Annotated in this window: 20 protein-coding genes and 1 pseudogene; 1 reads left to right on the top strand and 20 read right to left on the bottom strand. The window is 41.5% G+C overall.

Going from position 1 to position 14,014, the window contains the following annotated elements; translation table 11 throughout:
- Positions 1-63 precede the first annotated feature (63 nt).
- Entirely contained in the window at positions 64-864 is an 801-nt protein-coding gene (locus ACPC58_RS05660) for a peptidylprolyl isomerase (RefSeq protein ID WP_217374097.1), read from the top strand.
- Positions 865-917: 53 nt separating this feature from the next.
- Here ACPC58_RS05660 and ACPC58_RS05655 read toward each other — a convergent pair whose 3' ends face one another.
- The 20 genes and pseudogenes from ACPC58_RS05655 to ACPC58_RS05560 form a co-directional block, all read right to left on the bottom strand.
- Positions 918-1,463, bottom strand: coding sequence for an ECF transporter S component (locus tag ACPC58_RS05655; RefSeq protein WP_171989141.1), 546 nt, complete (start codon positions 1,461-1,463; stop codon positions 918-920).
- A complete protein-coding gene (locus tag ACPC58_RS05650; protein ID WP_434065498.1) occupies positions 1,460-2,308 on the bottom strand; it encodes a pyridoxamine kinase in 849 nt (282 codons plus the stop codon). The genes ACPC58_RS05655 and ACPC58_RS05650 overlap by 4 nt, the downstream gene beginning before the upstream one ends.
- Before the next feature lie 195 nt (positions 2,309-2,503).
- Positions 2,504-3,193, bottom strand: coding sequence for a 5'-methylthioadenosine/adenosylhomocysteine nucleosidase (locus ACPC58_RS05645; RefSeq protein WP_434065497.1), 690 nt, complete (start codon positions 3,191-3,193; stop codon positions 2,504-2,506).
- Between the two features lie 8 nt (positions 3,194-3,201).
- Positions 3,202-3,522 (bottom strand): cell wall synthase accessory phosphoprotein MacP, encoded by a 321-nt coding sequence (gene macP / locus ACPC58_RS05640; RefSeq protein ID WP_434065496.1) that lies wholly within the window; start codon positions 3,520-3,522, stop codon positions 3,202-3,204.
- 8 nt (positions 3,523-3,530) lie between these two features.
- Entirely contained in the window at positions 3,531-4,076 is a 546-nt protein-coding gene (locus ACPC58_RS05635; RefSeq protein WP_434065495.1) for an NUDIX hydrolase, read from the bottom strand.
- A gap of 8 nt (positions 4,077-4,084) precedes the next feature.
- Positions 4,085-5,467: a bifunctional UDP-N-acetylglucosamine diphosphorylase/glucosamine-1-phosphate N-acetyltransferase GlmU gene (gene glmU / locus ACPC58_RS05630; RefSeq protein WP_434065494.1), complete on the bottom strand. Its 1,383-nt coding sequence runs from the start codon at positions 5,465-5,467 to the stop codon at positions 4,085-4,087.
- A gap of 177 nt (positions 5,468-5,644) precedes the next feature.
- Positions 5,645-6,115, bottom strand: coding sequence for an ASCH domain-containing protein (locus tag ACPC58_RS05625; protein WP_434065493.1), 471 nt, complete (start codon positions 6,113-6,115; stop codon positions 5,645-5,647).
- Positions 6,112-6,663: a GNAT family N-acetyltransferase gene (locus tag ACPC58_RS05620; protein WP_434065492.1), complete on the bottom strand. Its 552-nt coding sequence runs from the start codon at positions 6,661-6,663 to the stop codon at positions 6,112-6,114. The genes ACPC58_RS05625 and ACPC58_RS05620 overlap by 4 nt, the downstream gene beginning before the upstream one ends.
- A 12-nt stretch (positions 6,664-6,675) precedes the next feature.
- Positions 6,676-7,374: a 3-oxoacyl-ACP reductase gene (locus ACPC58_RS05615; protein ID WP_434065491.1), complete on the bottom strand. Its 699-nt coding sequence runs from the start codon at positions 7,372-7,374 to the stop codon at positions 6,676-6,678.
- Complete coding sequence (locus ACPC58_RS05610; protein WP_434065490.1) at positions 7,367-7,603, bottom strand: DUF2829 domain-containing protein; 237 nt, start codon at positions 7,601-7,603, stop codon at positions 7,367-7,369. Before ACPC58_RS05610 ends, ACPC58_RS05615 begins: the two co-directional genes overlap by 8 nt.
- A gap of 79 nt (positions 7,604-7,682) precedes the next feature.
- Positions 7,683-8,150 carry a hypothetical protein gene (locus ACPC58_RS05605; RefSeq protein ID WP_434065489.1) on the bottom strand — a complete coding sequence of 156 codons (468 nt, stop codon included), beginning with the start codon at positions 8,148-8,150 and terminating at the stop codon, positions 7,683-7,685.
- A 42-nt stretch (positions 8,151-8,192) separates the two neighbouring features.
- Positions 8,193-8,336: a hypothetical protein gene (locus tag ACPC58_RS05600; RefSeq protein WP_277837657.1), complete on the bottom strand. Its 144-nt coding sequence runs from the start codon at positions 8,334-8,336 to the stop codon at positions 8,193-8,195.
- Between the two features lie 168 nt (positions 8,337-8,504).
- Positions 8,505-9,299 (bottom strand): hypothetical protein, encoded by a 795-nt coding sequence (locus ACPC58_RS05595; RefSeq protein ID WP_289648370.1) that lies wholly within the window; start codon positions 9,297-9,299, stop codon positions 8,505-8,507.
- Position 9,300: 1 nt separating this feature from the next.
- Positions 9,301-9,618, bottom strand: a complete 318-nt coding sequence (locus ACPC58_RS05590; RefSeq protein WP_002936711.1) for a PadR family transcriptional regulator — start codon at positions 9,616-9,618, stop codon at positions 9,301-9,303.
- Complete coding sequence (locus ACPC58_RS05585) at positions 9,615-9,791, bottom strand: hypothetical protein (protein WP_434065488.1); 177 nt, start codon at positions 9,789-9,791, stop codon at positions 9,615-9,617. The genes ACPC58_RS05590 and ACPC58_RS05585 overlap by 4 nt, the downstream gene beginning before the upstream one ends.
- 546 nt (positions 9,792-10,337) lie before the next feature.
- Positions 10,338-10,679 carry a P-II family nitrogen regulator gene (locus ACPC58_RS05580; RefSeq protein ID WP_024391727.1) on the bottom strand — a complete coding sequence of 114 codons (342 nt, stop codon included), beginning with the start codon at positions 10,677-10,679 and terminating at the stop codon, positions 10,338-10,340.
- A gap of 14 nt (positions 10,680-10,693) precedes the next feature.
- Positions 10,694-11,929: an ammonium transporter gene (locus tag ACPC58_RS05575; RefSeq protein WP_434065518.1), complete on the bottom strand. Its 1,236-nt coding sequence runs from the start codon at positions 11,927-11,929 to the stop codon at positions 10,694-10,696.
- A 443-nt stretch (positions 11,930-12,372) separates the two neighbouring features.
- Positions 12,373-12,498: a hypothetical protein gene (locus ACPC58_RS05570; RefSeq protein ID WP_434065487.1), complete on the bottom strand. Its 126-nt coding sequence runs from the start codon at positions 12,496-12,498 to the stop codon at positions 12,373-12,375.
- 168 nt (positions 12,499-12,666) lie between these two features.
- Positions 12,667-13,320: a hypothetical protein gene (locus tag ACPC58_RS05565; RefSeq protein ID WP_434065486.1), complete on the bottom strand. Its 654-nt coding sequence runs from the start codon at positions 13,318-13,320 to the stop codon at positions 12,667-12,669.
- A 27-nt stretch (positions 13,321-13,347) separates the two neighbouring features.
- Positions 13,348-14,014: pseudogene (locus ACPC58_RS05560) on the bottom strand (IS6 family transposase); the annotation flags it as partial.

Below are 14,014 nucleotides of genomic sequence, written 5' to 3'. Positions count from 1 at the left end.
TGAAAAAAATGGGAAAACATGGTAGAATGTGCATAATTTATAAGAACCAGAAAGGTATTTTCTATGAAGAAAGCAATACTGTTTTTACTTGCATCCAGTTTATTTCTAACTGCCTGCGGAAATAGCTCATCAACTTCAGATTCCTCCAGCTCCACAAGTTCAACATCTGTAGCATCTACAACTACGGATACGACAGCATCAAGTCAATATGCAAAGGATTTGGCTTATGCGATCAACAATCCATCTGCTTCCTTTCCACAACTGTCAACTGATATAGCTGAAAATGAGGCTGCCGTTAAAATCAAGACAACTGAAGGGGATATTACTATCAAACTCTTCCCTGAGCAGGCACCTTTGACCGTTGAAAATTTCTTAACCCATGCAAAGGAAGGATACTACAATGGCACCATCTTCCATCGCGTCATTAAAGACTTTATGATTCAAGGCGGAGATCCACTTGGAAATGGTACTGGTGGTGAATCTATCTGGGCAGGAAAAGATACGACCATCGATGCTGGAAATGGTTTCAAAGATGAGTTTTCAGCCTTCCTTTACAATATTCGTGGCTCGCTTTCGATGGCCAATGCTGGTACCGGTACAAATGGTAGCCAATTCTTTATCAACCAAAATACCACAGACATGTCAAGCCAACTTTCTAGTTCCAGCTATCCTGGTAAGATTGTTGACGCCTATAAAAACGGCGGAAATCCAAACTTAGATGGCAAACATACTGTATTTGGTCAAGTGATTGATGGAATGGATGTCGTCGACAAGATTGCTTCTGTTGAGACGGATGACAATGATAAACCAAAAACAGATGTTAAGATTGAGTCAATTGAGATCATTAAAGACTACACTAACTAGTCAGACTAATAAAAAAAGAAAACTTGAGAATTTCCTCAAGTTTTCTTTTTTTATTACGATTGCTTTCCTTGTTTTCCATTATATAAACCTTTGAATACTTGATAGAGGATTGGTACAGCAATGATGGTTGTAATTGCAGTGCCATAGGTTCCTAAGATTCTACCCAAAGCTGCGAGGAAGGAAGCTGAGAAGGTTAACCCTCCGACAAAACTTCCCGTTAATGTATACTTCAATAGGTTCAAGATAATTTTTGTAATTGCCGCAACAATTCCAACTAAAATAATATTGGTTAAGCGGTCATTTTTCTTGAGGAATTTCTCATAAAATAAATGCAAAATAAAGCAGACGATAAGCGATTCTAAAATGGTAATCCAAGCGACTGAAGCATAACCAGATAGTAAATCAAAGATGCCTAGACCAAGTGACGCTGCCACAGCTCCTTTTTTAGCTCCAAATAGTAAAACTCCTACCACTACTAAAGCATTGCCTAAGTGAACAAATTGACTCCCAAATGGAATGCGAATAAAGAAGACAACCACACAAATAAGGGCTGCATATAAACTAACTTCGGTTAATTGACGTAATTGATTCTGTTTCATAATTTCTCCTTTAATGTTTGAAATGTTTCTTGTAACTCTGCTAAAAATGGCTCAAAATAAATCCCTAACTTTAGGTCTCGATTCAATGAGAGGGTTTGTCTTAAGCTTTTGTCAATAAATTCTAAAGCAAGAGGGATAGCTTGATGAAGATTGATTTGTTCAATGGTTGCTACTGCTAACAAGGTAGATAGAATATCACCTGTTCCAAAGAAATTTGCTGGATATTTTTTAGACAAATAGGTAGTAATTTTCCCTGTTTCCTGCTGATAATAGGCTACACCTATTTGGCTATCATCAAAGGAAATTCCTGTCAGTACAATATCTGCAGACACCTGCTTTGCCAAGGCCTCCAATAAGTCTTCAATCACCGAAAAATCATAGTGTTCTCCAACATATTCCCGACCAGTTAACAAGGCAGCCTCTGTCAAATTCGGAAGAATGAGCTTGGCCGACTGAGTTAATTCTTTCATGGCCTCTACATAGGATGACGTAAAACCTGTATACAGTCTTCCACTGTCACCCATAATCGGATCTACAATCAATGGTGTCTCTGTTTGCTTGGCGTACATTGCCAATTGACTTAGTTGCTGAGGATTTCTACAGTAGCCAGACAAGATGCCTGCCAACTCCAAATTCAAGTTCTTCCACTGTCTAAAATAGGCACGATTCAAGTCAGTCATATCTTCAATGACAACATCTGGGAAACCGCCTGTGTGTGAGGATAAAAGAACTGTAGGTAAAAGCATTGTTTCTACCTGACAAACTGCTGCAATTGGGATGCTAGTGGCTAGGGCAACCTTGCCAACACCAGGCAAATCATTTGCAAGCAATAATCGCTGAACCATAACAACCTCCTAAATTATTTTTCTTAAACAAAATTGTAAAGGATTATCATACATTTTTCAATCTTACATATCCACAACTGTATGGGGACAGACAGCTGAAACCTTACAACACTAGGCTCAAATTATTACATAAGAAAAACAGTAACAACTCTTTGCTACTGTCATCCTCTTCAATGTATTGTTGTCAAATTCTGCTTAATATTTCTCCAGAAAGGCAATCAGAATCTGGGCAGAACGTTCTCCTGCTTGAATGATAAATTCATCAAAGGTGATATTGGCATCTCCCTGAGCTGTATCACTCATGGCACGGATAACCAAGAATGGCTTACCTGTATTGACAGCTGCTTGTGCGATAGCTGCTCCTTCCATCTCTACAGCAAGGACTTCTGGGAAATGAGTTTTGATCGTAGTAATTCTATCCTGACCTGCGATAAAACTATCGCCCGTCACAATCAGACCCACATGGTTAATGATTTCCTGCTCTGCTAAAACGGTTCTGAGCTGTTCTAACAAGGCTTGATCTGCTGGATAATACAATTCCTGCCCTGCCATTTGTCCGTAAGCATAGCCAAAAGCTGTCACATCGACATCGTGGTATGCCAATTGATTTGCTACAACCACATCACCAATAGCTATACCGTCAGCAACAGCACCGGCTGAGCCTGTATTAACAATGACATCAACTGCAAAATGGTCTGCCAAAATAGCAACAGCCATGGCTGACATTACCTTTCCAATACCTGATTGGACGAGAACTACATCATGTTGACCGATTTGTCCCTGATAGTAGGTTCGACCCAAAACGATGGTTTCTGTTCCATCTTGTAGATGCTCTACAAGAATCTTTAATTCTTGTGGCATGGCTGCGATAATTCCAAATTTCATCTCTTCTCCTAAATAAATAATACTGCAATGATAAAGATAATCAGCAAGATGATGACCCACAAGAGGATTTTATTCACTTTACTACGGAATTCTTCTCTTTTGATGGTTTCAATGCGACGACTTTTTACCACACTAGGTTTGACTGGAATTCGGATTGTTTGCCCTTCCTCATACCCTTGATACTCTTCGTCTAGATAAGGCTCAAATACATTGTCTTCCATTGATACATCTTGATTTGGACGATAATGTCCAAATTGATTCGATTGACCTGAATACTGATTCTTTTTCACTTTCTCTAAAATATCATCCGTTAACAAGGGCTTCCTCATGCCTTAACCTACTTTCTCATGAGTTGTAAATATTGCACAGCCATGATGGTCTTTGCATCACAAATCTCGCCAGTAGCCACCAAGTTCAAAGCCTCTTCCAAGGTTACCTCATGTAATTCGATGACCTCATCTTCATCCATTGGACGTGGATTTTCAACTTTGACCAGATGGTCAGCTAAATACAAGCGAATTCGCTCATTGCAAAAACCGATAGCTGAGTAAAAATCTGCTAACAATGTCAGTTTGTCACTGGTATAACCTGTCTCTTCTTCTAATTCCCGCAAGGCAGCATCTTCCAGCGTATCTTCTTCACCTAATTCCAACTTACCTGCAGGAATCTCATAAATGGCACGTTCAATCGCTTTCCGATACTGTTTGACCAAAATCATTTTTCCCTCTGGCGTAACAGCTAAAATACAAACTGCTCCCCTATGAAATATTAATTCACGCTTGCTCATCGTACCATCTGGGAGTTGGACATCATCCACTACTACATCAAAAATGTGTCCCTTAAAAATCTCTGTCCGCTGAACTGTTTTTTCTTCAAAATTCATATATATACCTATTTTTGACTTGGATGGAAGGGGAAACGTGTCGCATAACCTTCTTTATTTTCTTGGCGACCACGACCAATACCAATTGCATCTTTGGGAATATTTTTTGTAATGGTTGAACCAGCTGCTAAAAGAGCATGGTCACCTACAGAAATTGGAGCCACAATTGTCGAGTTTGACCCTACAAATACACCATCTCCGATTATTGTCTGGTATTTATGTTGCCCGTCATAATTTGCTGTAATTGTCCCTGCTCCAATATTGACACCTTTTCCAATCGTTGCATTACCAAGATAAGTTAGATGACCCACCTTAGAATGTTCGCCAAGTGTCGTTGCCTTAACTTCAACAAAATTACCTACATGTGCATCTTTACATAGAATTGATTGAGGACGAATATGGGCATATGGTCCGACCGTTACGCCTTCTTCAATAACTGATTCTTCAATATCTGAGTTGCTGATGACGACATCTGCTGCAATTTTCGCATCACGTACACGAGTACCATTGGTTAAAACAGTACGTTCACCAATCACCGTTTGACCTTTCAAGACAACATTAGCTTCGATAACAGCTTCTGCACCAATCTCAACATCAATATCAATATATGTAGCATCTGGGTTGATAAAGGTCACACCATTGACCATGTGTTTTTCATTGATTCGTTTGCGCATAACAGACTCAGCTGTAGCAAGAGCGACGCGATCATTGACACCCAAACTTTCGTCAAAATCACGCAAGACATAAGCACCAACCTTCTCGCCTGCCTGACGGAAAATCGAAATAACATCTGTCAGATAGTACTCACCTTGGGCATTGTCCGTATTAATATCTTTAAGCGCTTCAAAAAGACGTTTATTATCAAACAAGTAGGTCCCTGTATTGATTTCTTTCACTTTTTTTTCAACATCATTGGCATCTTTTTGCTCAACAATTTTTTGCACTTCCCCATCAGCATTGCGAATAATCCGACCATATCCGAATGGGTTATCAGCCTGAGCTGTCAATATGGTTGCAACATTTTTGTGGCTAACATGGAAATTAATGAGGCTCTTCAAGCTTTCTCCTGTTATCAGCGGTGTATCGCCTGCAATAACTAGGGTCTGACCTTCCAAACCTGCAAGAGCTGGCTCAGCCATCATAACGGCGTGGCCTGTTCCCAACTGTTCTGATTGAAGAGCAAACTCTGATTGACCTTCTAAAACAGCTTGAACCAATTCTGCTTTGTGGCCGACAATGGTTACTGTTTTAACAGGTTCCATAGCATCAACTGCACGTTTGACATGCTCCAACATGGTAATTCCTGCCACTTTATGTAGGACCTTTGGCAAATCAGACTTCATGCGAGTACCCTTACCTGCCGCTAGAATAATTGCATAGTTATTGCTCATAAATAATTCTCTTTTCTTCGTAATAACACTATTATAGCAAATTTTGATTTTTTTGGAAAATGGCAGTTTTATAAGGATTTTTCGTAAATAAAAAAAGAAACTGGAATGAAGCCAGTTTCTCAACAATTTCTAGTATTAGAAAACAAACTACAGGTTGATTGCTTCCAATAGAATTGTCTATTTAGGGTAAGCCAATTCAAATTCTTCACAGACGACTAGCATATCTTCTGAGAAGGACAGGTCTGCTTCTGCCAGCCAGATAGTAAAAAGGTCTTCATGAACCTGTCGCCAGTGGATCAGACTTTTCGCTTTTATGTCAGACAAGTCACCTCCCTGACGGAACTCGCCCTCCTTATAGGCATGTTCTTTCGTCACTTGGGAAAAGGGCGTCACATAGACCTTGGTGGTCTGGATAATGCACACAGCCTTACCTTGTCCGTCCAGAATGATGTCATAGCCACCAGCTGTTGGGACATCTTCTCCCTCTACTCCATAGAGGGCATGGGCAGAGCTGGTCGAAGTTTTTATGCCCCTGGCCACCAAATCGGCCAGTCGATCAGCTTCCGCCCCAAAGGCCCAGGGCTCCGGCTCAGAACCAGCTTGGGGATTGATTGCAAGAAATTCTTGCCAGAGTTGTGTTGGTGTCATGGGTTTTCCTTTCTAGAATACCATTCCTCTCTCGTCAATAAACTCACTCGTTCGGTACGAACTTCATCGATGAGTGGGAAATGCACATCTTCCAAGAGGTATTGGTAAACAAAACCCAGTTTTTCTTGGACACGTAATGATTTGCAATTTTCTACAAAAGCACGACACCAGATTTTCTCTAGATTCAATTGGGAAAAGCCGTAATCCAGTAAAACTTGACTAGCCTCTGGCACCAATCCCTTTCCCCAAAATGAATGACCAATCCAATAACCAATCTCGGCCTCTGAATCAGCCAATTCAAGACCACCTTTCTTGCCAATCATCAGTCCAATACTGCCAATCACCAGTCCTTTTTCTTTGTGAACAAGGGCATAGGTTTCGGGTTGGCTAAGGACTGTCTTGATAATTTCTCGACTTTCTTCCACGCTCTGATGAACAGGCCAACCCGCTGCAGGACCAACTTCCGAATGACTGGCTTGAACAAATAAATCAGTTGCATCTGTTTCACTCCAAGGTCGGAGCATCAATCTATTGGTTTCAAGAATCATCGAATTTCCTCCCTACTTCAAACTCCAGCCACCGTCAATGGTGATAATTTGGCCTTGCATGGAAAACAGTTTGCCACTGGCGAGCATAAAGGTCAGCTCTGCGATTTCGCTGGGCTGGGACCAGCGTCCGATAGGTGTCTGATCTGCCACCCAATCCGCCAGACCACCCGGCTCAAAGTCCTTCTGGGTCATGCCTGTTTGGACGGCACCTGGAGCGATACCAAAGACCTGGACCTTGTCCTTGGCATAGTCCAAAGCCAACTGCTTGGTAAAGCCTGCTAAAGCGTGCTTGGAAGCAGTATAGGCTGAGCCCCCTCCTCCTGCTAGACTGGAGGCAATGGAGCACATATTGATAATGATGCCAGACTGTCTGTCCACCATTTGCTGCAGATAGGGGCGAGTCAGTCTAGTCACCGCAAAAAAATTAACCGCGAAGATGCGAGCTAATTCATCCTCCTCGATATCCAGATGGGGACGGTATTCATCTAGAATGCCTGCGGTGTTACAGAGGACGTCGACTGTCTGGCACCATGAAAAGACTGGGCTTAAATCGCCTGTCAGGTCCAACTGTAGAAAGTGGAAATCTCCTGCCAAATCAGGCTTGCTGGCCTGATCAATCCCGTACACACGCCAGCCATTTTCCAAGAAAATCCCTGCCTGAGCTAGTCCAATACCGCTGGAAACTCCTGTGATGAGGGCTGTCTTAGTCATGGACTTCTACCCAGTCGGTCGCAAGGACATCGCAGGGAGTCGGGCTCCACATGGAGAAGCCTTCGCCCTCGCCCGTTACGTTGATGAGGAAATAGGGCGTCACCTCCAGCTTTTGCCCGTGGACCTCAATGGTGTCAAAGAGCTGGACGTAGTTCTCCGCTCCACCCCAGCCTGTACGAACGTACTTTTTCTTGGCCTTCAAGCCTGGTAAAATCTCTTCGAATGTCATTTGAAACTCCTTGTTCTTCTATCTTTCAACCATTATACCAAAAAATCAGACTACTCTAAAGAGTTGCCTGATTGTATTTCTACCCCATATTCTCCTTTTTCAATAGGAAAAATGTGCCTGCAAGCGTTGAGAATAGAGCAAGAACCATAAAGATAAGAGGCAACCAACCTGTCCAATCCCGCGGTCCATAGCCAAACTGACTCGCAGTCATCTGACTAAAACCACTCAGAACAGTTAGAAGATAGGCAGGTACAAAAACAGAAACAATCGGCGATCTCTTTCGGTAGTACCAGATTCCAACTGCAAGCCCTAACAGTATTAGTATTGAAGCCCACAAGGGCAGGGGAATGCCCTCATAAAACTGACGACTAATCCAAAAACGTAGTCCAACTAGCCCCCACAAAACTAAGCCCCCAAGCCCCATCAGAAAATAGTACTTGATTGATGACCCTTCATAGACTAGGTTCTTTATGATGAAAAAAGCAGAGCTGGGTAGAATGAGTGCCAGGAGAAAATCACACAGCAAGCTCCGCCATTCCAAAATCATGTCACCCTTATCCCCAAATTCTCCCGAGAAAGACCAACCAATTTAAATTAAGGCCAAGAAACCTGTCAATCGCAGAACATAATACCAACGAATGGGCGACAGGTCAGACAAGAGTTCATCCGCCAGCTGCTTGCTATCTTTTCCTAAAAATTCCTCTGCTGACTGACCATCTGCTTGAGCCTCCAAGACATCTTGATAGATAGCAAGAGTTCGGTCGTTCTTTCCTCCTGCTCATGAAAGGCTGACGCCAGTATCAAGTAAGCAGGGAGCTTGCGCATATATGCCTTGTTTTCCTTGGTCAACTTCCCCTGTAAGCTGCTAATAGCATTCAATTTTATCTGTTACTTGTTCATCTTACTTCTCCTTTTTCATCAACAAAACCGCAGTTCCAATCCAAAAGGCCATGGCTGGAAGAATGAGCAAAACCAGATTGAGCCAAATTGGGACGGTCATAGTCATATGTACAACTCCGCTCAATGCTATCAAAAGATAGGTCGGCAGAAAGACATAGCGTACTAGCTTTTCCTTTTGGAAGAATAGCAGAGCGAGACCGATGAGGAGGACTGGAATCAGGCTTGTCCAACCAGTCAAAGAGATGTCTGTACCATCCGGCAATAGGGTGAAACGACCGGCCAAAATTGCTACATAGACCAGTGTAAAGCCAATATAGGTCGCCCAAATTTTCAGCTTAGAAGTTTGGTAAATTAAATTCCGTAACAAGAGTATGATGCCAGCCGGCAGTAGAAAGGCCAGCAAACTATCACACACCAGTGCTAACCAATTAAATTGGACTGTGCCTGATCCTGCAAATTCCATGAGAAATCCACTGCCGACATAGACCAGCCAGACAAGCCCTGCCAGGCGACCAACTTCCTTGACTCCAATCGGAGGCAAATAGTTCAACAAATCATCCGCCATCTGCTTGCTGTCTTTTCCTAAGAATTCCTCAGCCGAAAGCCCGTCTTTTTGTGCTTCAAGTACATCTTGGTAAATGGACAAGAGTTGGGCAGTCACTGCTTCTTCCTGTCTGTGAAAGACAGAAGCAATCATCATGTAGCCATTAATCCGACCCATGTATTCCTTGTTTTCCTTGATCAACTGGCTTTCAATCACTTCAATCTGCTTGCGGTATTCCATTTGTTTGCTCATCTTATTCTCCTTTCAATCGCTGAACCTTTTGAACCAATTCCGTCCACTGGCTCCAAAAATCTTCTAGATAAGCCTTTCCCTGGTCTGTCAGATAGAAATACTTCCTGTCGGGTCCATCTGGCGAGGGCTTATTCTGACTAAGAATCAGGTCATTTTTTTCTAACTTTTGAAGGAGTGGATAAACCGTCCCTCCGACCATGTTTTCAAAGCCCTGATTTCTCAACTCCTGAACCAATTCATAACCATAAATCTCCTTCTGGCTGATAATTTGTAATACACAGCCATCTAGGACCCCCTTGAGCATCTGGGTTTCTTTCATAAGCCCTCCTCATCCTCTGCAAAAAATCCAAACAGCAAGCCTGACGCTAACATGATGCCTAAGATTAATATAGAATCCATGGCCCAGCCTGTTATAATCGCCATCACAAGCGTGATGCCTGCTAGTTTCCAATTTTCGCGACTTTTCTTATCCAGATTCATACTTCCTCCCATCTAGTTTGTAATACCAACTAGTCTGATAAAAACAAAAGTGATTTTCTTTGTCTTTTACCACTAGTTTGTTTTACCTATTAGTATTATATCTATAGTATAATATAAGATAACTAGTATGTAAAGCAATATAGTGAAAAATATTCAAAAATAAATCACTTTTAAAAGTTTGCGTTAACATCTCAGCACAGTAATAGATTGCTTCAATAGTCTGGGGAGAGACTGTTGAAGGTAGGAAATAAAACAAACGCAGTTTGTGTCCAAACAATCTGGGAGACTGTTGAAGGTGGGAAAAGACAAGCTGAGAGACTAATGAAGGGGGAAGATAGAAAGTTGCGGTAGCAACTTATCTTAGAACCTGTAAAAAAAAAAACTTGGGTTGCCCCAAGTTCATCATATCTATTTCTAAGAACCAATATTCACCAATGACAAACTTTTAGATAAGAAAGCGATCTACACTGGTTTTTGAGAGAACACTAACTGTATTTTGACAAGAACTAGTGTTGAAAAGCTTACTTAAATGAAAGTGCTGAGCTGTGAATCCAAGTTCTAAATTGCATCACGACCACGTTCCCCTGTCCGGATGCGAACAACATCATCGATTGGCTGAATAAATATTTTACCATCACCGACTTCCCCTGTTCGGACTACAGTAGTGATGACATCAACAACTTCTTCGACTGCGGCATCTTCAACAACAATCTCTGCTTTTACCTTAGCAAGCATGGTTGGAGTCACCTTTTGACCACGAACAAATTCCGCAAAGCCTTTTTGATTTCCAAAACCCAGAACTTGTGAAATCGTCATTCCCTTAGCAACTCCTGCACTAGTTATGGCAACCTTAAGATCTTCTAATTTTTCTGTACGAATAATTGCTTCTATTTTTTTCATCAAAAACACCTCTCTTATGAATCTAAGCCCATAAATGTTGGATAAGCTGTCTCACCATGTTCTGTATCATCCAAACCAACTACTTCTTCTCTATCTGAAACGCGGAGTGGCATGAAGAATGAGATTCCCTTTATGAGAACAAATGTCATGCCTGCAGACCAAACAATTGTAAAGACAATCGCTGCGATGGTTACCAAGAACAGGCGTGGATTACCATAAATCAAGCCAATATTGTCAGGGTCGAGAGCCAATTCAGGAGTAGTAAACAGTCCTGTTACGATACCGCCAAAAATACCACCGACACCATGACAGCCAAAAGCATCTAAGGCATCATCGTAACCAAGTTTATGTTTCACAATAGCAATTGCATAGAAACAAACTGGACTAACCAATAATCCGATAATAACTGCACTCCACGTTGATACAAAACCAGCCCCGGGCGTAATAGCAACCAATCCAGCTACTAATCCTGTTGAAGCACCGACAAGTGATGGTTTTCCATTCTTTAAATATTCTAACAAAATCCATGAGAACATGGCCGCTGCAGCTGACAAATGTGTCGTTACCAAGGCATGAACAGCCAAACCATCGGCTGCTAAGGCAGAACCTGCATTAAAACCAAACCAACCGAACCAAAGTAAGCCAGCCCCCAATAGGACAAATGGTACATTATGTGGACGGTATTCGAGGCGATTAAAGTCCCTGCGCTTGCCAACTACCAAAGCCAAAACCAAGCCACTTACCCCTGATGTAATATGGACAACATCACCACCAGCAAAGTCAATTGTACCCCACTGAGCAAGTAACCCTTCATCCCAAACCATATGGGCAAATGGATAGTAAACTAAAAGAAGCCAACCAACTATGAAGATTAAGAGAGGTTTAAATCGCATCCGTCCCGCTACGGATCCTGTTAAAATCCCAACAGTAATGATAGAAAACATCATCTGAAAAACTGCGAAAAGTGAGTCTGGAATCGTCAACCCCCTTGTACTCTCTGAGTCACTGACGCCTTGGAAAAACGCATGTCCAAGATCACCAGTAAGATTTCCATCCCCTGAAAATGATAGAGAGTAACCAACAGCGAACCACACCACCGTTGCGAGGGCTAGCGAGACAACAGACATCATCATCGTTGAGATGACATTTTTCCGCCTCTCGAGACCACCATAGAAGAAAGCAAGGGCTGGCGTCATTAAAAATACCAAACCTGTACAAATCACTATAAAGGCAATACTTGATCCTTCAATTTTCATAAGCACATCTCCTTTTCTATCCCTTAATTGTTAGCATTTATCTTACTGTCTTCATTTTTTATAAAACGCAAGTACGATGACACTAAACAATTATAGAATGAACTTTTTGTTATGCTACATACAATATCACTATCCTCTTCATATGTAAATATTAAATTGACAGAAAATTCTAAAAATGTTCCACGTTATGTTAGAAATATCAAAAAAACTGGGGAAAACCCCAAGTTTTTAGGATACAATTTGTTTATAAGTCCGTGTTATTATTACAAAAACCATCAGTTAGAGCAAGAAATAGACCAAACAAATTCCTATCGTTACATGTAACATTAATTCCATATTTACGACACCATTGAGACAAGGATGGCGGATAACATCTTATAGGCAAAACCAAGATGAACTATAGCCATCAAGATTGGAAGGAAAAATACCATCAACAACTACTTACGGATGGACTGTCTGGCTTGATTCTCATCCAGACCAACCTTGGTCATGATGATAAAGCGATCTCTATCTTCATAGCCTTCTGAAATCTGTTTGAAATAGATGACCAATACAACAACCATAAGGAAGGTGAGCGATAGCAAGAGCCCAATGAAGAAAAGTGAACCAGCAAAAATAAAGAAGTTACGTGTTGCGTAGGCACGATAGGCGAGACTAATGGCGTTCGTTCCATCCGGTAATATATTGGACTCCCAAAGCTCACTTTCAAAAACACCTGATAAGAAAGTCTCTTAGCTATCTACCTGTTCTTCTTCTGACAAACTGCTTTCAAAGCCCATATAATAGTGATTCTCAGCTTGATTTTCAAATATCGTCAAATCTTGAACCACAACGATCAAATACTGGCTTACATTGAAAGACACCTGGTCTGGATGATGTCCCAAGGTTACATTTTTAGATAAGACTTGAGCAACTTCCATCTCCTTTTCATCAGAGGTCAGGGGTTGACCAGCTTGAAACTGGACTCCTTTGCTATAAATAGCCACTTGATTAGCTACAAACCCCAGATGTTGGCCAGTCATTTTTTCATAGCTGGCTTGATCAAGGATAAACCCAATACCAAGGTATGAGAAATCTATACTAGCGGCATCTTCAACTGTAAAAAATCTTACTTGCTGATGGGTCACTTCAGAAAAATAGGCTTGTTGGTAGGGATAGACTACCTTACTTTCCACAGGAATCTTCGCCTCTTCCAAGATAGCATCCGCCCACTCCTCCACTTGTGTTTTTGAAGGGGTAGGTTCCATGACAACATCAATCGAAAAATCATTTGGATTCTGGTTGGCGATATAATCTTTACCACCGATGTAAATATTAAGTCCTCCAACCATGGTCACTAAAAACATAGTGGATAAAATGGTTCTGTTGCGAAGTTTGAAAATCAAACGCGCCCCCTCTGAACTCCAAATATCTTAGGCTGTTATTCCCATTAATACCTTGATTTCAGTAGACACCGAAAAGCCGAAGAGCGTTCCATTTCTTCGGTTCTTTCTATATATTCCTCGAAGGGTCTCCATGCCCTTAATCGTGGAAGAGGCTGTACGGAGACTTTGATAAAATTTATTCCGTCGTTTAATAGGTCGATGGTCTTGTTCTATTAAATTGTTAAGATACTTCATAGTTCGGTGCTCTGTCTTAGTATATAAACCCACACTCTGTAACTTTCTCAAGGTGGAGCCAAGAGAAGGTGCTTTATCGGTCACAATTGCTTTCGGCTCACCAAACTGTTTATGGAGTCGTTTTAAGAAAGCATAGGCTGCTTGCGTATCCCGTTTCTTTCGTAACCAGATATCTAAGGTTAAGCCGTCCGCATCAATTGCACGATAAAGATAATGCCAACGTCCCTTAATTTTGATATAGGTTTCGTCCATTTTCCATGACATGAATAGAAGGATTGTCTATTTTTCTTCTTCCAAATATAATAGAGAACTTTGCTGTACTCTTGCACCCAACGATAAATCGTAGTATGACAAACATTTATTCCACGATCATATAACAATTTCTGAACTTCACGATAGCTTAGATTGTAACGCAGGTAGTAACCAACAGCGACAATAATGACGTCTTTTTTGAATTGTT

Source organism: Streptococcus sp. VTCC 12905, assembly GCF_049893385.1.
GTDB classification, from domain to species: Bacteria; Bacillota; Bacilli; order Lactobacillales; family Streptococcaceae; genus Streptococcus; species Streptococcus suis_AA.
The sequence above is the reverse complement of the archived record's forward strand: the minus strand, read 5'-3'. Positions and strand labels throughout refer to the sequence as shown.